Genomic DNA, 19,116 nt, shown 5'->3' on the forward strand with positions numbered 1-19,116 from the left:
GCTTATGGATAAGCGCTTATGGATAAGCGCTTATGGATAAGCGCTTGTGCATAAGCTCTGGAGAGCCTGTGAGTAACCTGTGGGAGTTTTACGTATCGACAATAGCGAGACCCACAAAGGGTTGCTAGCGTAGCAAGGTTTCTAGGCAACGGCGTAGCCGCTGTGCTTCACGCACCAGGGTTTCACCCGACAGCATGCCGACCCCCATCACAAGACCAACGCGAGGGTCGTGTTCAGCGCATACCGGGCTTAACGGCCGCACAATTAAATGCTCTTTTAACAGCGTTTGGGCAATCTGCACATCGTCGATACCTGGCGCAAACTCGACGCATAGGCTGATGGCACTGCTCGGCGGTGAAACGCTGCGCACCTGTGGCAGCGAGCGTAATTGATCATGCAGCACCTGCTGGCGGCCTAAGTAGTCGCGCTGAATGCGCCGACACCAGGTATCTAAATCGCCATCAAACATAAACTGCGCCAACACAGCTTGATCAAGCATGCGCCCTTCGCGGAACACCTCGCTGCGCAGGCGGTTCATCGGCCCCGCTAAATGACGCGGTACGACTAAATAGCCTAACCGCAGCCCTGGAAACATCATCTTGGAAAACGACCCAACCAGCAAGTGGCGCGGCGAGTGCGAATCGAAAAGCAGGTTAGTGTGGTCATCGAGGGTGAACTCGTAATCATCTTCGACAATATAAGTGGGCGCTAAGGCATCGCATAGGCGTTGTTTATCAGCAGCACTGGTCGCCACGCTGAGCGGGTAGTGATGCGAGCCGGTCAGGTAGGCCAATTGTACTGGGCCAGGGTATGCCGGCAGCGTGTGCCCCTTACCTGGGTGCCACGCCACGGGTTCGATTGCCAAACCGGCGGCGGTGAACACGTTGCGGGCACCCCAGTAGCAAGGTGACTCCATGGCAACGCGGTCGCCGACATCGGCCAGCGTCAGGGCGCAGAGTTCAATGCCGTTATGGGTGCCGTCGGTGATGATGATTTGCTCGGTATCGCAGCTGATATTCCGCCAGCGCGCCAGAAAATCACGAATCGCCCGCTTAAGCGGGCCATAGCCACCGGTGGAATAGGAGAGCAACAGAGCGTTTTGCGGCACCGTGATGCTGGCGTAGAGCTGCCGCCATTTACGCATCGGGAACTGGGCGATATCGGGAATGCCGGGGACAAAGGAGCCGTTTTGAATCATGCTGGCGCCCGGACCTTCCAGCACCTGCCGGGCGCGCGAAGAGAGCTGCCCGTTGCCATGCGGCAGAGTGTTTGGCGTCACGGGTTTGCTGGTCCAGGTGCCCTGGCCATGGGCGGTTTTCAGCAGCGCCTCTTCGAGAAGGGTATGAATTGCCAGCGCCAAAGTTTGGCGGGCAACGCCCAAGGCATCGGCCAACTGGCGGTGAGAGGGCAGCCGCAGTCCGGAAGGCCACTGCTGGGTAATAGCCTGACGCAACGCTTGCTCTATACGCACCTGTTTACTCAACCCCTCCGGCTGGAGTGCATAAAGTTGTACAAGTTGGTGCACGACCTCCTTGCGATCCATCTGGACTCCCCCTTTATCCCGCTTAGCCCGCTAATGGCGGGCTCTTAGACAAAAGCCGTATGAAAATAGCGCACCCTTTTGGTGCGACTGAAAAGTGGTCTAGTCAAACGCAAAAGTGGTGCATTCGCGTTTTCTCTCCCGCCTGCTAGCGTGTCGCTATCCTGCTCAACCAGCCCGTTTAAGAAGCGAGGCTGTTAAAACAGGATCAGGATACTGCGCCCCTGAGCGCCTACGACAACATCCAATAACTCGCAGGACAATTTCAAATGACCACACCCTCATCAGAACAGGCAGGGCTCGTCCGGGTATTGGCCCGTGGCGATGTACTAGCGTTGGCTTTCGGCGCGATGATCGGCTGGGGCTGGATTGTACTTACCGGTACCGCCATTCAATCCGCCGGCAGTCTAGGCGCCATTATAGCGTTTATTATCGGCGGCTTAGCGATTGTCTTGGTGGGTCTGACTTATGCAGAGCTTGCCGCTGCCATGCCCAAAGTAGGCGGTGAGCACGTTTATAGCTACCGCGCTTTGGGCCACTTGCCCTCTTTTATATGCACCTGGGCGATCATTTTGGGCTACTTGAGCGTGGTCGCTTTTGAAGCCGTCGCGCTGCCTACGGTGATCGAACATCTAGTGCCTAACTACGCCGTTGGCCACCTCTGGACGATTGCCGGTTGGGAAGTCAAAGCCACCTGGGTCGCCGTTGGCGTGGGCGGTTCGCTGGTCATGATGGCCATCAATTATTTCGGCGTGACGACCGCCGCGCTGCTGCAAAAAGTGGTCACCGGGCTCATTCTGCTGGTGGGCGTCATGTTTGTCACCGGTTCGCTGTTTGAAGGCGAAACCATCAATATGCTGCCGTTATTCACCCAAGCCGATACCGGCGTGTTCGCAGGCGTAGTAGCGGTACTGGTGATGGTGCCGTTCCTGTTTGTGGGGTTTGACGTGATTCCCCAGGCGGCAGAGGAGATTAACCTACCTTACAATGCGATTGGCAAGGTACTGATGATGTCAGTCGTTTTGGCAGTGGTGTGGTATGCGCTGATTATTCTCGCCACCAGCCTGGCGCTTAACAGCAGTGAAATCGCGGCCAGCTCGCTTAGCGTGCCGGATGCCATGGGCTCGCTATTCAATGCTGCTTGGGCCAGCAACTTAATGGTCATGGCAGGGATTGCGGGCATCATCACCAGCTGGAACGCCTTCTATATTGGCGGTTCTCGGGCGATTTATGCGTTGGCGAAAGCGGGCATGCTGCCTGCGCCGTTTGCCAAGCTGCACCCGCGCTACAGAACCCCGACCAATGCCATCTTTATGATGGGCTTTCTCTCCTGCTTGGCGCCGTTATTTGGCCGCCCGGCGCTGGTGTGGATTGTTAACGCCGGCGGTTTAGGCATCGTGTTGGCCTACCTGTTTGTGGCGATCTCTTTCATGGTCTTGCGCGTGCGTGAGCCGGATATGCCCCGCCCGTTTAAGGTCAGCAACGGCAAACTGTGCGGCACCTTGGCGATCATTCTTTCCTTCGGTATGGCGTGCCTTTACCTACCGGGAAGCCCCGCCGCGCTGAGCGGCGCCGAGTGGACCATTTTTGCCGGATGGGCAGTGCTAGGTCTGGCTTTATATGTCCATGCGTTGCGCACCTACGGGCGTGACTACAGTGACCGCCACATGCAGGCGGATCTGTAAGGCGTTCTACGCAATTGATGGAATTAAGCTTTTAGGAGCAGTGAATGAGCTTTATCGAACAGTGGTTGCACGATGCGGTTCCCGCGCTAGTGGGTAGTGAGTGGCGTACCGGCAAGCAAAGCTTTGCGGTGGATAACCCCGCCACAGGCGAAACGATTGCCCGCGTCGCTGATATGGGCGCTGACGATACGCGCGATGCCGTGGCCGCGGCCTACAACGCCGGGCCTGCTTGGCGCGCCACACCAGTGAAGCAGCGTAGCGCGCTGCTGCGCCGCTGGTTTGAGTTGATCCATGAGCACGCCGACGACCTGGCCCGCTTGATGACTTTGGAGCAGGGCAAGCCGCTGGCGGAAGCAAAAGGTGAAGTGGCCTACGGCGCGTCGTTTATTGAGTTCTTTGCCGAAGAAGCCAAACGCATGGCGGGTGAAACCCTGCCCAGCCATGGGGCAGACAAACGCCTGCTGGTGCTGCGCGAGCCGGTAGGTGTCGTCGCGGCCATTACCCCCTGGAACTTCCCGCTGGCGATGATTACCCGCAAGTGCGCCCCTGCCCTGGCGGCGGGCTGCACCGTGGTCATCAAACCTGCCGAAGCCACGCCGTTGACCGCGCTTGCCGCTGCCTACTTGGCCCTAGAAGCGGGCTTGCCAGCGGGCACGATTAATGTGATTACCGCGTCAGCACCGGCCGCCATAGGCGAAGTGCTCACCACTGATGCACGGGTGCGCAAAGTCTCGTTTACCGGATCGACCCCTGTGGGCAAACACCTGCTCGCCCAGTGCGCGAGCACGGTGAAGAAGACCGCCATGGAGCTGGGCGGCAACGCGCCGTTTATCGTCTTTGATGACGCCGATATCGATGCTGCCGTGGATGGTGCGATAGCGTCTAAATTCCGCAATGCCGGGCAGACCTGCGTGTGCACCAACCGCTTCCTGGTGCAGGACGGCATTTACGATGCCTTTGTCGCCAAGCTCACCGAACGTGTAAATGCCCTTAAGGTAGGCGACGGCCTAACGGAAGGCAGCATTATCGGCCCGCTGATCAACCAAGCAGCGGTGGACAAAGTGCAGCGCCATGTGGACGACGCGGTGAACCAGGGCGCAAGGCTGCTCTGCGGTGGCCAGCCCCACGCCGCAGGCGAGCGCTTCTTTATTCCCACGGTGCTGGCGGATGTCACCACCAAGATGGCGCTGGCCGACGAAGAGACCTTCGGCCCTGTCGCGCCGGTGTTCCGCTTCCAGCGCGATGAAGAGGCCATCGCCATGGCCAACGATACGCCCTTTGGCTTAGCAGCCTACTTCTACGCCACCGACTACCGCCGCATCTGGCACACCATGGAGCAGTTGGAGTACGGCATGGTCGGCGTCAACGAAGGGCTTATCTCCACTGAGCTGGCGCCGTTTGGCGGCGTGAAAGAGTCCGGGCTGGGCCGTGAAGGCTCCCACCATGGGCTGGATGAATTTACCGAATTGAAATACGTCTGCGTTGGTGGCCTGTAGACAGCCTCTAGCCTGCCAATAAAATAAGTAGTTGCGCTAAGCGTTATCAAGCCCGCCCTCGTCAAACAGCGAAAGCTGCTGGCGATTGGCGGGTTTTGCTTTTTTAGCGTGCTGCTTTAAAGGCCGACGCTGGCTGGCGAGTTTATCCACAATCGCTTGGCTCGCTTCCCTTGCGTCTGGGGTGCGGCGCAGCTCATATAGCATTTTCTTCCAGTGCCGCGCTTCGGCTTCAAAGTCGTTGGGTCGTGGATAGTGTTCGCCGGGCTGAAAGCCAAATCGCTGGCGCAGGCTTTCCGGCAGCGCCCAAGGCCTGGCGCGCCACTCCAGCGGCAGGGCGGTTAATTCCGGCACCCAGCGAGCGACAAACTCGCCGCTTGGGTCGTTATCTTCCGCCTGCTTGATGGGGTTATACACCCGCAATGCATTGGTGCCCGTGGCGCCTGCTTGCATTTGAACCTGGGAGTAGTGAATACCCGGTTCAAAATCGGTAAACAGCCGTGCCAGATGCAAGGCGGGTTCACGCCAGTGGAGCCCTAAACCAAAGGTGGCGTGGGAGATCAACATGGCGCGCATGCGAAAGTTGATCCAGCCGGTGGCGATCAGGCAGCGCATACAGGCATCTACCAATGGCACGCCGGTTTGGCCCCGTTTCCAGGCGATCAGGTTGGGGTGGTCGGGGTCACGTTCGCGTACGCCGCGCAGCGCTGGGTGAAGGGTTTGTAACTCTATGCTTGGCTCACTTTCGAGCTTTTGAATAAAGTGGCAGTGCCAGTAGAGCCGCGAGGTAAAGGCGCGCAGCGAACGTGACCACTGTGAGTCTTCAGCATGCTTTTCCCGCTGGCGGCGTAGCGATTGTACGACTTCGCGCATGGAAAGCGTGCCCCAGGCCAAGTGGGGCGAAAGCCGTGAGCCAAACTCCCAGGCCAGCAATGGCTTCGAGAGCGAGCCGCGATAGCGCCGCCCGCGCTGGCTTACAAAGCTTTGCCATAGCGCGCGCCCTTCGCTGCGACCGCCTGGCTGCCGCTCGGGGCAGGGCGTAGTATCAATCCCTAGCGTTAGGTTATGAAGCTGCTCAACATTTACGTGTTGAAAGGCTTGCCACCCCTCAACCACTTGGGCGTTTTGCGGGGCAGGGAAGGTAGGGGCTTTCATTAGCGCTTCCCAGTGCGTCTCCCAGCGGGTTTGCTGTCCGGTGCGGCTGGTCAGCCCCCGCACCACGCCTTGTTGGCGCGCCTCCTGCCAAGTAACGTTGTGCTGGCAGCACCAGGCGAGAACGCTTTTGTCCCGCTCAAAGCTCCAGGCGTTGCCGGTTTCCTGGTGGGAGTGAAGGGTAATATGGCTGTAGCGTGCTTTAAGGGCGTTAAGCAGAGTGAGAATATCACCCTGCCAAATACACAGCGGCAGGCCAATTGTCGCCAGTGCGCTTGAAAGGTCGGTCAATGAGTCAGCGGCAAACTGCCAGTGGCGCAGGGCGCTATCCAGTGCTTGCCACTGGCCGGGTTCAATCGCAAAGACGGGCAGCACGGGGCCAGCCATGGCGGCGTTGGCAAGCGGCGCATGATCATGAATACGTAAATCGCGTTTGAACCAAACAACCTGGATAGATGCCTTAGCCATGCCGTACCTTACGGTTGAGGGTTATTGGCCACTAAGTCTATTCGCCACTGAAATGTGACGTTACCATCAAGCTTCCGTTTGCCAAATCAACCCAACAGGGCCAACCCAGCAGGATCAAAACCTCAGGAGAGTAACGATGTATATTGCCATGAACCGTTTTCGGATTGCCCCAGGCCGCGAAGAGGATTTTTTAGAAGTGTGGCGCAACCGCGACTCCCACCTGGATGAGGTGCCGGGCTTCAAGCAGTTCCAAATGCTGCAGGGCGAAAGCCAGGAAGATCACACCGTCTTTATCTCCCACAGCGTCTGGGAATCGGAAAACGCCTTCCGTGACTGGACTAAGTCAGATGCGTTCCGGAAGGCCCACGCTAATGCCAAAGCGCCGGAAGGCATCTACCTCGGCCCGCCCAAATTTGAAGGTTATGAGGTGGTGCTGTAAGGCTTGGCATATTGAGTAAACAAGCCCGCTTGGCGTGTTAGGGTGGCGTTTTACGCGCTCTTCAGAAATGATTAGGGAGGCGCAAGCCTCCCTAATTTATAACCAGTACATGTTCAACCTAGCTTATATCCGGCTCGAATAAACCACGCTTCATATAGAATTTAACCCACAGTGCCGCAATAATACTAACTACTCCTAGCATTCCTCCTGCAATAGTGAAGATCATGGGCGTCATTTCCGGTGCTGGCGAGTTATTGATAATCACATACACCATCGCCACGATGCCGACAATTTGTGGCAGCGGATAAAAAGGGGTGCGGTATGGACGCTTGTGATTTGGTAAACGCCTGCGTAGGACGATTACATCAATATGCGAGATGATATAAGCCAATAAATAGCTGGTGGTGGCGGCAATCACGAGGATGATCAAGGACTCGATACCTAGTAAAAAGAAGGGCACCAAGGTAAACACTGCCATCATCACGATACCTACCCACGGAGTATTGAAGCGGTTCAGTGCTTTCAGCTGGGGAAAGGCTTGTTTCTCTTTTGCCATACCATGCAGCATACGAGGAAGTGCCGCTAATATTGTGTTTACGGTACTACAAGTGGCTGTCAGTGCCATAATAGTGGCAATAAATAAGCCCGCCTTACCAAAGACCGCATTGGCATAATCTAAGTAGGGAATCGGCGATTCTAGTAGCGTTTCCGTATCCAAGAACAAACTTGCGCCATAGACAAAAACAAGAAAGATTCCAAAGATAGCAAATAAGCAAAGGTGCATAGCACGTGGGATATTTTTTAGCGGATCTTTAACTTCGTTGATCATCGGGCAAATATACTCTGCACCTACAAATAGCCACATTGCTAACGCAATTAAGCCAATGAAGCTGCCATCCATCACCCCTGCGAAGCCCCAATCAACAGCTGTTCCCGTGATCACGGGATGTGCCTGACCCATACCACTGATGGCCACCAAACCTATCAGAATCAGGGCGCTGACAAGAATAAATGCAATCACGTTTTGCACTTTAGCAAAGACATCGGCGCCGACTAAATTGGTGACCGTCAGCGCCACTAAAATAACCATCGGTACCACTTTTTCAGGCAGCATCCCCGGTAGTAGCTCAGCGAGCATGGCATCCACGAGAAACATTTCAACAGGCACTGCTAAACTTGCGACGATCACATAGCCTGCAAAGACTGAAACAATAGCCGGAAAGTGACCAATGGCTTTTTGCGTATAGGTAGCCAATGTTCCTTCTTGAGGAAACATCAGCGACAGTTCTGCAAAGCTCATGGCATTAAATTGGGAAATGATAAGGGCGGCAATCATGGCAAATATAAATGTTGTACCTCCCATTCCAATACCTTGCATGGCCGAAATCATTGCCCCCTGGACAATCACCAGGCCAATACAAATCGCCATCATGGTCATTAGCCCCATTTTTGCATGGTGCGTTCTGCCGGAAGCTCCCGCCGTGGGGATGTTTTCAGTGGTTGAGATATCGCTCATTTGTATGTTCCTCTTATGGATAATACAAAGCGCCAACGCTAGAACCGATCAAATCGATAGGGGCTAGGATCAACGATTGGGTTTTCGTTCAAAACGATATCGACGGCTAGCTGCCCCGCAGCAGGCCCTGTGCCAAAGCCATGGCCGGAAAATCCAGTTGCAACGGTGAGCCCAGGAATCGTTTTGATATGATCGATGACTGGCGTGGAGTCCGGCGTTACATCAATTAAACCTGCCCATGATTCTTCTATTTCTGCGTGCTTAAATATGGGCCAGGCATTGATTGTGTTGTGCATGGCATCCTTTAGCAGGCCATGATTTATGTTTGGGTCCCGTACACGGGTGTGTTCAAAAGGTGTCTGTTTATCCCTGTGCCAGCGGCGAGCCGTGTTTAAATCCCTAAAGAATTCTTTACCAAAAGAGATGTTCAGCGCATCACGACCAAAACGGAGCTGCTGGCTAAATTTCATACCGATGGTTAAGTGATCAAGCGTAAGCGGTGCGTCAACTTTTCCACGCTGCATAATGATGAACCCGCCATCTTGATGCTTGCGAAAAGAGAAGTCTGGGCCGCCAACAGCGATATCAGTGGGGCCTTCGATGGGCTTAGTACGCAGAACAGAGGCGACCACGGGGAGAGTAGGTAAAGAGACCCCGTGATTACCCAGAAAGCGTCGCGACCACGCGCCGCCCGCGAGCAGCACCTGATCGCACTGAATTTCTCCGCGCTCGGTGACGACACCACTGATATTGCCAGCGGTCGTGGTCAGCGTTCGTACAGCGCACCCTTGAATCAGTGTGGCACCCTTTTCTATAGCAGCTTTCGCCATAGCGCTGGTCGCAATAGAAGGCTCCCCGCGACCATCGGATGGGGTATAAATTCCACCCTTCCAATCGGCTTTGCCACCGGGTACCAATTTATCGATCTCTGATGGGCTTAATAGTCGGGAATCAAGTTCAAGCTCTGCTACCGATTTCAGCCAGCTTTCGTGAATTGTCATCTGTTCAACGGTCTTCGCTAGGAACATGATGCCGGATTGTTTATAGCCCACACCGGCGCCAAGGCGGCTACGCATGTTCGCCCAAAGCTTGTCGGCTGCAACTGCCAACGGGACATCATTTGCATGGCGACTGGTTTTACGAATCCAGCCCAAGTTGCGCGAAGATTGTTCACCAGCGATGTGACCTTTTTCGAGTAGCACTACGGGGATATTGTGCTCGGCCAACGTTAACGCCGCAGAAATGCCAATGATGCCGCCGCCAATGATGACCACCGATGTGGACTTGGGTAGTTCGTCTCGCGTTGTTACACGGGTGAGTGTTTTTGGCATAGCAAAACTCCTCAATGGCAACCGGTAGATACCGGTTCGGCACACTGCTTGTTGTTAGGTAAGACGGATTTCGTTAACGGTTGCCTTGGATGCACCACGGTAGGCCGTGACTTCAAGCTCCACTTTGTAGGCCGTAGAGCCTAGCGGTGGGCAAGTGACTGAAGTAGCGGGGTTGACCCCTCGGAACTTAGTGCCGATAAACTCCATAACCGCCGCAGTATCCTGTGGGTTTTGGATAAACACGCGAGACATCACCACGTCCTGCAGTGATGCATCGACACTTGCTAGCGCATGCTCGATATTACTGAACACTTGTTCGGCCTGCTCAATCACACCGTCGGGAATTTCTTTTGTCTCCGGGTTGCGGCCAGCGGTATTCGAAACAAATATCCAGTTCTCTACGGCGACCAAACGCGAGTAGCTCGCTATCTCCTCAAACGGAGAACCTGTTTTTACTTTGACAATGTTGCTCATGAAGTTGGCCTAATAAGAAAACAATACGGCCAAGAAATAGGCCGCGGATAAGGGTTCATTAACGAAGTGCCGGTGTTTCCCAAAGATTCAACTTCACACCAATCCCTTGTTTAACGGCGTTATGATAAATCTTGGTTGCCCACGCCACGTCCTCCGTTGGCAAACCGCCTACTGACAACACAATGATTTCGTCATCATTTTTACGGCCCGGCGCATCACCCGCCGCAATCGCGCCGAGGTCTTCTAACTGTTCTTTGGTCATCAGCCCTTCATCAATCATGTCCATAAAACGACAGCCAATGATGGGGATGTACATATGGGCAGGCTTCGGTGCTTCTTCATGCCATGCTTGGTATAAGCCGATGTTGTCCATCACCTTACGAACGTCGTTTTTCTCTAGTGCTTCATCAAAGCGGCAGTAGGCTGGCATGGAGATAAACGCGCCGGGTTTTACCCATTCCCGCTTGATAATCGGGTAAGTGGACACATCACCCGTCTCACCCGAGTTACAGTAGGTCACAATATCGGCGTTACGAACCACGTCTTCGAGGGTATCGACGACGTGAACATTAGTGATTTGGGGGAAGGTTTGGTTGATCCAAGTAAGAAAACTATCAAGACTTTTCTGACCCCGGCCTTTTACTTGCACTGTATTGATATCTGGACATGCTGCGACGAACGCTGCGACGGAGGTCTTAGCCATAACACCCGGACCAAGCAGGCCAATAACTTTAGAATCTTTACGAGCAAGATAGCGCGCCCCCACTCCTGGCACCGCGCCGGTTCGATAGGCCGATAGCAAGTTAGCTGACATATGCGCTAGAGGTGCGCCGGTATCCGCATCGTTTAGCGTAAACATCAAGATAGAGCGTGGTAGCCCTTTTTCGCGGTTTGCGATGTTGGAGCCATACCATTTTACGCCGCAGGTTTGGAAGTTACCGCCTAGGTAGGCTGGCATTGCCATCAAGCGACGATCAGGGGTATGAAGAGGCATGGTAGGAATATCTGACTTTTCAGGGAACGACACCATCGCACCATGGGAATCATTATTTGGACCCGCCATGCGATAATCGCCTTTGTGTAGCAGCACAAACATCTCTTCCATGCTGTCAACGCAGCGCGGCATATCGGTCACGCCTGCTTTGATCATGTCGGGCTCGGAAAGATAAATAAAATCGATGTTTGTATTCTCAGACATAGCAATTACACCCTTGGGCTATTTTTAGTTTATCCACGGTGCGCACTAGTCATCATGCTTCTAGATAAAAGCTTGAAGCCTTAGTCACTGTGAATCAGATGTTTTTCAACAGGCATTTCCAACATAGGGCGATAAAAATTGAGCGTATTGTATTTTTGCGACACGGTTAAAGGTTTTAGCTGTTGCTAAAGATGGCACCTTTCTTGCTTTAAGATGGGAACCTAATCTTTTCCATCAGGTACCGTCATGCTCAATAGAGCTGTTGCTAGCCGTCTAGAAAAGATTCGCTCAAAACAACCATGGTTGGTTCTAAGCGCAGCGCAGAACTTTTCTCTTGCTAGTTCAAGTAATCCTGTGATTTCACATTTCTACAGTTTTGAAACAAGCCTATTGGCACAGGAAACGAAGGCTATTCCTGATGGCTGTATAGACATTATTTTTGATTGCGACGCGAGTAGTCCAAAAGCAGAAGTATTTGGAACACCAATGGCTGCGATTAATGTCGAATTAGAGTGTCATCATCGTTACTTTGGTGTGCGCTTTGCGTCGAGCATTATCCCGAATTGTTTGAAGGTATCCGCGGAAGAATTGATTGAGCATCATTTTAGCCTGGAAGATGTGATTCCTAATGCAGATCAATTGCTTGAAGAGGTCGCAGGGCAAACTGATTTCGCTATCCAGGTCGCTGTATTTCAAAAATTTTTTGAAAACAAAGAAGCACGCCAGCTGTCAATGTTAACTCAGGCGGTGGTTCGCTTTATTTTCGATCAGCAAGGCAATATTCGTATCGATAAATTAGCCGCATTAACCGGCTATTCTACGCGGACAATTCAGCGCCAATTTCACGCCGATATGGGTATGTCCCCTAAAGCATTTAGCCGCATTATCCGGTGTCAATCGGCTGTCTACGCTATTAACCACCGTCATCAAGTAACTTTCTCTGATATGGCATTTGAGCTAGGTTTTAGTGATCAGCCACATTTTTTAAAAGAGTTTAAAACGCTGGTCAGCACCACGCCGAAGTCGTACCAACGCTGTGTTAAACAGCAAGCGTACCTGGATAAGATTCAGTGTTTTTGAACCAATAATGCCCATCGACTTTTCACGCTGCCCCAAAAACGCGCATCAAAGCGCGAATCTAAGCGAGTGAAGCTAAAAAAACGCCAAGCCAATCGACAGCAGGACGCTGTAAAGCAGCGTCGAAATGGCGGTTTTCTTCAGCATGCCGGTCAGGATCTCGCCATCACGGGTATGGCGTAGTGTTCTGACGGCATCCGTTAGCGGCTTGGCCACCAATAGGCAGCTCCATCCCGCCAAAGGCACCGGCAGTGTAACCAAATAGATCAAGGTGAGTAGCAGCGCTAATCCCAGTAATGCCCAGTGGTAGTGAATGGCGTTCTCACGACCCAGCCGCACCGCCAGGGTGATCTTGCCGTTGCCCGCATCGCTTTCGATATCCCGCACGTTATTCACATTGAGCACGGCGGTTGCTAATAGCCCACACGCCGTAGCGGGTAGCAACGGCAGCCAGCTTAGCTGCTGGGTATACAGGTAATAAGTGCCCAGAACGCCTAACAAACCGAAAAACACAAAGACCGCAATATCTCCAAACCCTCGATAGCCATAAGGCGTTCCGCCCAGGCCAACGGTATAGGTCACGGCTGCTAATAAAGCGGCGGCACCTAGCAGCAGGAAAGTCACAATCTCTCCCCACTGGTTACCAAAGGCGGTAATCAGCAATGACAGCCCTAACAGCGCTGCTACGATTGCGGTAATGATCATCCCCTTGCGCATTGCCTGTGGCGTAAGCAAGCCTGAAGAGACCGCCCGCACCGGCCCAATTCGTGATTGGTCATCGGCACCAGAAGCCGCATCGCCATAGTCATTGGCGAGATTAGAGAGTACCTGTAGCGCAATGGCGGTGAGTAGGGCTAGTAAAAGCACCACGCCATTAAAGGCATCCGCACTCGCCGCTAGCCCAGTACCCAAAAGAATGGAAGCGCACGCCAGCGGTAGCGTGCGAGGGCGTGCGGCTAACAACCATGCTTGGAGGCGCTTAGCGCGTGGTTCCATTGTGTCGATATTCCTGTTAACAATTTTTCGTTTAAATAGCGGCTAGCGCGGCAGTTGCCAAACATTCAGTGCTGTATGATTTTTTGCTAAAAAGTAGATCCACGTCAAAACAAGCAGCATCGCCTTATCCCACACTACGAACGATCTCTACACCATTAGTCTACGTGATGATGGGTGACTTATTTAGTGGTAACCGTCAGGTGGTTGATTTCCGTCCAATGAATTGACCCCAATACACAGGCCCCTTTATGTGGGATAGTTCACTTTTACCTGATATTACCTATGCAAACCAAAAGCCCCGTTGAGGTGCTTCAACATCGGCTCGATTCATTGCCTGAAACAGGTACGAATGGCTTTGTTCGCCTAAGTACTCCTTGTCAGGTGGAAAACCTGCTGGGGTGGTTAAACATACAAAGCATGTATCCTCGTCTCTACTGGCAATCCCGTGATGCGGGCGCCGTTGAGTATGCGGCGCTGGGTGTTGTTAACGCCTTTGATTCACTAGCGGCGTTGGAGGCTGATCTTGCCGCGCTGGCCGCTGTTGGCGGCGAGCAGCCTGATTTTTTTGGCGGCATGGCTTTCGACCCTAGCACGCCAGGATGGGAGCACTTTCCAGCCTGCCACTTTTTGCTGCCGCGCATTGAGCTTACATGTCATCAAGGTGGCGCAACGCTGTCACTGAATCTATGTTTCGATGACCGCTGCCCAAAAGACGAAATCGCCCAGGCCCATGCCTGTTTAGACGCCTTGGTAGCAGAGCAACCGCTGCCTCGCCTTAAGCCCCACGTTTACCAGCGCGAAGACCGCCCTAGCCAACAAGAATGGGCGGCGTGGGTGTGGCAGGTGACGAACCCCGACCACCTTGCGCATACGCCCAAGGTGGTGCTTTCTCGTGAAACGTGTCTAACAACGCCGAAAACCTCCAACCCTTGGGCGCTGCTGTCACGCTGGCAGTCAGGCGCCGCTGACTGTTTTCATTTTGGTGTTCAGTTTTCTCCCCATGAGGCATTTATCGGCTGCCCGCCGGAGCGGCTCTATAAGCGTGAAGGCCGGCATTTGATCACCGAAGCGTTGGCAGGCACTACGAGGCGTGGGCGGGATGCCCAGCAAGATCAGGTGCTTGCTACTGAGTTGCTGGCGGATAAGAAAAACACGCTGGAAAACCAGTGCGTTTATCAGCAAATCCTGACCCAGCTTGAGCCGCTTTCTTCGCAAGTCCAAATGGGTGAGGCTCATATTATGAAGTTGCGCTCTTTGCAGCATATCCGCCGTCTGATTCATGCCGAGTTACACAGTGACGTAAGCGACCAACAACTGCTTTCAGTGCTGCCGCCTACCCCGGCGGTAGGCGGCGTTCCTCGCGAGTCGGCGCTGGCGTTTACTCGTCAGCATGAACGTCATCAACGCGGTTGGTACTCAGGGGTGTTTGGTAGAATTAGCCACGCCAGTAGCGACCTTGCCGTGACCATCCGTTGTGCCCATATCGATTCTGAAACCATCCGGCTTTATGCCGGTGCAGGTATCGTGGCGGGCTCCCAGCCGGACGAGGAGTGGCGCGAACTGGATACCAAAATCGCCGATATTATGTCGCTGCTGGGGATGGGGTAACGTAGATGACAGTGCTGACATCGAACGGTCTTGCGAAAGCGCACGCCACCTTTAACCATGTTTGGGCGGCGCTGATGTTGGAAGAACTCTACCGCTTAGGCGTGCGCGATGTGGTGCTGGCGCCCGGCTCGCGCTCATCGCCGCTGACCATGGCCGCCAGCGAGCATGTTGGGCTGTGCTGCCACTGCCATTTTGACGAGCGTGGGCTGGGGTTTATGGCGCTGGGCATTGCCCGGGGCAGTCATCGGCCGGTGGTGATTATCACAACCTCAGGCACCGCCGTGGCCAACCTCTACCCGGCAGTGGTGGAAGCCAATTTGCTTGGCGTACCGCTAATTGTACTCTCCGCTGATCGCCCCATTGAGCTGCTGAATAACGGCAGCAATCAGGCGATCGACCAGCGGGATATCTTCTCCCGCCACACGACTGTTCACCACGACTTGCCGCCGCCCGATACTGAGATAAAAGCAGCGTTTCTCCTCAGCACGATTGATCAAGCGGTTGATCAGCAGCGCCGTACGCCTGGGCCTATCCATATCAACTGCCGTTACCGCGAGCCCCTTTATCCCGGCAACTGCTTGGTGGATGCCAGTGGCTATCTCGCTCCGCTGGGGCGCTGGCTAACGGATCCCACGCCTTGGAGTGATTGGCCAACCTGCATGGCGATGCCAGCGATCAACAACGAGTGGGAAGCGTTTGCCCAGCAGCGTGGCCTGATTGTTGTGGGCAGGGTTGAAGGAAGTGTCGATGATCCCCATCAGGCGCAGCAGATTGTTGCGCTATCCAAACAACTGGGCTGGCCGCTGCTGGCGGATGTGCAGAGTCAGCTTCGTTTTGATCCTCAGAACCTGATCCATTTTGATCTGGCGCTGCATGACGAACGCTTCAGCATAGAGCTCGCCAAAGCCGAGGTGCTACTGCAGTTTGGCGGCCGGTTAATCTCCAAGCGACTCACTCAGTTTATTGCCCAACAGCCCTGGCAGGATGTCTGGTTGGTTGACCCGCTGCCCCAACGGCTGGACCCCGACTACTGCGTTAAGCGCCGTTTGATAGGTTCGCCTGCTGAGGTTGTTGCTGCTTTGCAGAAGCTGCCTGAACACAAGCCTTGGCATCAGTTAGATAGCCTGCAACGTCGCACCAGCCAACTGGTGGAAGAATGGGCGGCGGCATTCTCTGAGCTGGGTGTTTGCCACCAGCTAGCGCAGTTGGCGGAAGGGCAGCTGTTTATCGGCAACAGCCTGCCTGCACGGCTCATGAATATGCTGGGAAGGCATCGCCAAGCGCCGCTGCGAGTATGGGCCAATCGCGGCGCGTCCGGTATCGATGGTCTGATCGCCACGGCCTATGGCCTCAGCTGCACATGCTCGGAACCCACGACTATTGTGCTAGGGGATACCAGCGCACTGCACGATCTCAACAGCCTGGCGCTGTTAAAGCAGGCCACTCAGCCCCTGGTGGTGGTGATTCTCAACAATGATGGCGGCAGTATTTTTCATATGTTGCCGGTGCCCAAAGAAGGCGAGCTGCTGGAGCGCTATTACCGCCAGCCCCATGGCTTGAGCTTCAAGTATGCGGCCAAGATGTTTGGGCTTGGTTATTCAGCGCCCAACTCATTGGATGCCTTCTCGGCGGCCTATACTCAGGCCTTAAAGGCGGGCGTTACACTGATCGAGGTTAACGTGCCCCATCAGCAGGTCGCCGATGATCTCAAGGCCCTTGGTGCAGCGATTAGAAGAACGCCGCGTGAGCAGTAAACCTCAGACGCAGGCGCCGACCCTGGTACTGCTCCATGGCCTGCTGGGCGATAGCCAGGACTGGGGTGAGGTGATGGCTGGCTTGGAAGGCATCCACTGCCTCGCGCTGGACTTGCCAGGGCACGGTGAGAACCGCCAGGTACAGGTAGCCTCTTTCGAGGCGTTTCACCACTGGCTTAGCGATATGCTGATAACGCAAGGTATTCGTCATTACTGCCTGCTGGGCTACTCCCTGGGCGGGCGTTTGGCGCTTTATCACGCTAGCCGCCAACCGCTGGGGCTGGAAGCGCTTTGGCTGGAAAGCGCCCACCCAGGGCTGCCTGCCAGCGAGCGCTCTGCCCGCCTTGCCCACGATGAGCAGTGGGCCAGACGTTTCGAGCAAGAGCCGCTGAAAGACGTACTTACCGATTGGTATCAGCAGCCGGTGTTTGCTGATCTCACCGCGATCCAGCGCCGTCGGCAGATTCAACGTCGCCTAGCGAATCATAAGCCAGCCATCGCCAACATGCTGCGGTCAACGTCCCTGGGCCATCAGCCCTCGCTATGGCAGTGGCTGGAGACTACCCCCCTACCGGTCAGCTATTTTTCGGGGCAGCAGGATGCCAAGTTCCATACTCTGGCGACTCATCTAGCAACGATGGCCCCGCGCCTGCGCCATATCACGCTGGAGGGGGGCCACAATCTTCATGCTGAGCAACCGGGGATGATTGCTCAGCAACTCAATGCCTGGTACCGGTTAGGCTAGTGTTTATCAACTGATCAGCATGAGCCAGGGCAGGCCAATCACCAGCCAAACCACCAGGAACAGCAGCCCGAAGATCGCCCCTAGGCGCCAAAAGAGCGCGCTGGGCAGGTAGCCACTGCCGTAGTAGACCGGGCTTGGCCCAGTGCCGTAGGGGGTGAGAATGCCCATAAAGCCGAGCGTGGGCAGTAGCAGCAGAATAAACATCTGCATATCCAGCCCGGCAATGCCCGACGCCGCCGCCAGAATCACCGGCAGCAGGGCGGTGACATGTGCCGTCACGCTGGCAAAGAAGTAGTGCAGTAGGTAAAAAATAACCACTAGCGCCACCATGGCCATCACTGGGTCGAAGTGGCTTATCTGCCCGCCGACCACACCGCCAAACCAGTTAACGAATCCTACTTGACTAAGTCCGCCTGCTAGCGCCACCAGGGTGGCAAACCACACAAAGGTATTCCAAGCCGCACGATTGTTAAGAATATCGTCCCAGCTAATGATGCTTGTTAACAGCATGCCGCAGATCACCACTAGGCCTACCAGTGAGCCGGAGATGATGCTGCCAGCAAAAATCCACAGCATCAGGGCGGTGACCACCATAATGACCAGCATGATTTCATGACGGGTCAGTGCGCCCAGCTTGGTTAACTCCTTTCCGGCCCAGTCGGAAATTTCATCGCCCGCTTTCACTTCGGGGGCGCATAGCCAGTAGCTTAGCAGCGGCACCAGCAGTAGCAGCAGAATGCCCACCGGCACGACCGCCATAAACCACTGCCCCCAGTTGATCTGGATGCCAGTGGTGCTTTCGGTTAGCGCGATCGCCAATAAATTGGGGGCCAGCGCAGTCAAAAATAGCGAGCTGGTCACGCAGGTAGACGCCAGCGCTGTCCACATCAGAAAGCTGCCCATGCGCTTCATGCTGGGGTCATTGGGGTGCGAATCGTAAAGCGTTGGCAGGTTACGAATTACCGGGTAAATGGTGCCTCCACTGCGGGCTGTGTTAGAAGGTGTAAAGGGCGCCAGAATGCCATCGGCAATCATCACCGCGTAGCCAAGGGTCAAGGTGCGTTTCCCCATTGCCTTGACCAACCAGAGCGATATTCGCCTGCCCAAGCCGGTTTTTTCGTAGCCTAGAGCAAACATGAAGGCCCCGAAAATTAGCCAGACGGTGGAGTTGGTAAAGCCCGACACTGCCCAGGAAAAGGCCTGGCCAGCGGGGTTGAAACCGTCAACGGCGAGCTGTTCGGGAGAGAACAACACCCACCTTGAAAGTAGCGCCACCAGGGTAACGCCGATCAGCCCCACCACCGCGCCCGGTAGTGGTTCAAGAATCAAACCCACCACGCAACCCAGGAAAATGGCTAAAAAATACCACGCATGGGGCGCAAGCCCCGGGGGAGTGGGGATCAGCGCGACAATAATAGCGACTGCTAACGGTGCTAGCAGTTTCCATCGCGGTGAGGGTTGAGCATTCGTCGTCATGCGGCACCTCCTTGAGTTTGCCTTGGCTATTTTTATTGCCTGGCGGATAGGTAGATAGGTATCTGCCTTGCAGTGAGTGGCTTGGAGAGTAGGGGCTGCGGTGTGAGGGGAACAGCAATACCCACTCGATTTTCTTCTCCCTTGATGCACGTCAATAGTTCTTT

15 protein-coding genes are annotated in these 19,116 nt (G+C 54.7%); 7 read left to right on the forward strand and 8 right to left on the reverse strand.

The genetic code is table 11. The features are described 5' to 3' along the window. Nucleotides 1–124 precede the first annotated feature (124 nt). The gene (locus HVA01_RS00980) at nucleotides 125–1,543 is read right to left on the reverse strand and encodes an aminotransferase-like domain-containing protein (RefSeq protein ID WP_146872601.1); all 1,419 of its coding nucleotides are present in this window, start codon (nucleotides 1,541–1,543) and stop codon (nucleotides 125–127) included. Nucleotides 1,544–1,809: 266 nt separating this feature from the next. On the opposite strand from HVA01_RS00980, the gene HVA01_RS00985 reads away from it, so the two are divergent. Next, a complete protein-coding gene (locus HVA01_RS00985) occupies nucleotides 1,810–3,225 on the forward strand; it encodes an APC family permease (RefSeq protein WP_146872602.1) in 1,416 nt (471 codons plus the stop codon). A gap of 44 nt (nucleotides 3,226–3,269) precedes the next feature. Further along, nucleotides 3,270–4,721: an NAD-dependent succinate-semialdehyde dehydrogenase gene (locus HVA01_RS00990; protein ID WP_146872603.1), complete on the forward strand. Its 1,452-nt coding sequence runs from the start codon at nucleotides 3,270–3,272 to the stop codon at nucleotides 4,719–4,721. Nucleotides 4,722–4,757: 36 nt separating this feature from the next. Here HVA01_RS00990 and HVA01_RS00995 read toward each other — a convergent pair whose 3' ends face one another. Then, nucleotides 4,758–6,338, reverse strand: coding sequence for a cryptochrome/deoxyribodipyrimidine photo-lyase family protein (locus HVA01_RS00995; protein WP_146872604.1), 1,581 nt, complete (start codon nucleotides 6,336–6,338; stop codon nucleotides 4,758–4,760). 136 nt (nucleotides 6,339–6,474) lie between these two features. Between HVA01_RS00995 and hmuQ the strand changes: the two genes are divergently transcribed. Then, on the forward strand, nucleotides 6,475–6,777 hold the full coding sequence (hmuQ, locus tag HVA01_RS01000) for a heme-degrading protein HmuQ (protein WP_146872605.1): 303 nt from the start codon (nucleotides 6,475–6,477) through the stop codon (nucleotides 6,775–6,777). 118 nt (nucleotides 6,778–6,895) lie between these two features. Here hmuQ and HVA01_RS01005 read toward each other — a convergent pair whose 3' ends face one another. The 4 genes from HVA01_RS01005 to HVA01_RS01020 are packed head-to-tail and all read right to left on the reverse strand — an operon-like array spanning nucleotide 6,896 to nucleotide 11,296. Then, nucleotides 6,896–8,293 carry an APC family permease gene (locus tag HVA01_RS01005; RefSeq protein ID WP_146872606.1) on the reverse strand — a complete coding sequence of 466 codons (1,398 nt, stop codon included), beginning with the start codon at nucleotides 8,291–8,293 and terminating at the stop codon, nucleotides 6,896–6,898. Nucleotides 8,294–8,331: 38 nt separating this feature from the next. Further along, nucleotides 8,332–9,624, reverse strand: coding sequence for an NAD(P)/FAD-dependent oxidoreductase (locus HVA01_RS01010; RefSeq protein WP_146872607.1), 1,293 nt, complete (start codon nucleotides 9,622–9,624; stop codon nucleotides 8,332–8,334). 54 nt (nucleotides 9,625–9,678) lie between these two features. Further along, nucleotides 9,679–10,098 carry a RidA family protein gene (locus tag HVA01_RS01015; protein ID WP_146872608.1) on the reverse strand — a complete coding sequence of 140 codons (420 nt, stop codon included), beginning with the start codon at nucleotides 10,096–10,098 and terminating at the stop codon, nucleotides 9,679–9,681. A gap of 58 nt (nucleotides 10,099–10,156) precedes the next feature. Beyond that, nucleotides 10,157–11,296: an ornithine cyclodeaminase family protein gene (locus HVA01_RS01020; RefSeq protein ID WP_146872610.1), complete on the reverse strand. Its 1,140-nt coding sequence runs from the start codon at nucleotides 11,294–11,296 to the stop codon at nucleotides 10,157–10,159. Between the two features lie 246 nt (nucleotides 11,297–11,542). Here HVA01_RS01020 and HVA01_RS01025 point away from each other — a divergent pair, with 246 nt between their 5' ends. After that, a complete protein-coding gene (locus tag HVA01_RS01025) occupies nucleotides 11,543–12,376 on the forward strand; it encodes a helix-turn-helix domain-containing protein (protein ID WP_146872611.1) in 834 nt (277 codons plus the stop codon). A 72-nt stretch (nucleotides 12,377–12,448) separates the two neighbouring features. Here HVA01_RS01025 and HVA01_RS01030 read toward each other — a convergent pair whose 3' ends face one another. After that, nucleotides 12,449–13,369, reverse strand: coding sequence for a 1,4-dihydroxy-2-naphthoate polyprenyltransferase (locus HVA01_RS01030; protein WP_146872613.1), 921 nt, complete (start codon nucleotides 13,367–13,369; stop codon nucleotides 12,449–12,451). A gap of 282 nt (nucleotides 13,370–13,651) precedes the next feature. Between HVA01_RS01030 and HVA01_RS01035 the strand changes: the two genes are divergently transcribed. From HVA01_RS01035 to menH, 3 genes are read left to right on the forward strand one after another with little or no spacing between them, the layout of a single operon-like run. Next, the gene (locus HVA01_RS01035; protein ID WP_146872615.1) at nucleotides 13,652–14,977 is read left to right on the forward strand and encodes an isochorismate synthase; all 1,326 of its coding nucleotides are present in this window, start codon (nucleotides 13,652–13,654) and stop codon (nucleotides 14,975–14,977) included. A gap of 5 nt (nucleotides 14,978–14,982) precedes the next feature. Next, nucleotides 14,983–16,731, forward strand: a complete 1,749-nt coding sequence (gene menD / locus HVA01_RS01040) for a 2-succinyl-5-enolpyruvyl-6-hydroxy-3-cyclohexene-1-carboxylic-acid synthase (protein WP_146872617.1) — start codon at nucleotides 14,983–14,985, stop codon at nucleotides 16,729–16,731. Beyond that, the gene (gene menH / locus HVA01_RS01045; RefSeq protein ID WP_146872619.1) at nucleotides 16,721–17,476 is read left to right on the forward strand and encodes a 2-succinyl-6-hydroxy-2,4-cyclohexadiene-1-carboxylate synthase; all 756 of its coding nucleotides are present in this window, start codon (nucleotides 16,721–16,723) and stop codon (nucleotides 17,474–17,476) included. Before menD ends, menH begins: the two co-directional genes overlap by 11 nt. A 6-nt stretch (nucleotides 17,477–17,482) precedes the next feature. Here the strand turns inward: menH and HVA01_RS01050 are convergent, their stop codons facing one another. Beyond that, nucleotides 17,483–18,952, reverse strand: coding sequence for an anion permease (locus HVA01_RS01050; RefSeq protein ID WP_146872620.1), 1,470 nt, complete (start codon nucleotides 18,950–18,952; stop codon nucleotides 17,483–17,485). Nucleotides 18,953–19,116 lie beyond the last annotated feature (164 nt).

This window comes from Halovibrio variabilis, assembly GCF_007991175.1.
Lineage (GTDB): Bacteria > Pseudomonadota > Gammaproteobacteria > Pseudomonadales > Halomonadaceae > Vreelandella > Vreelandella variabilis.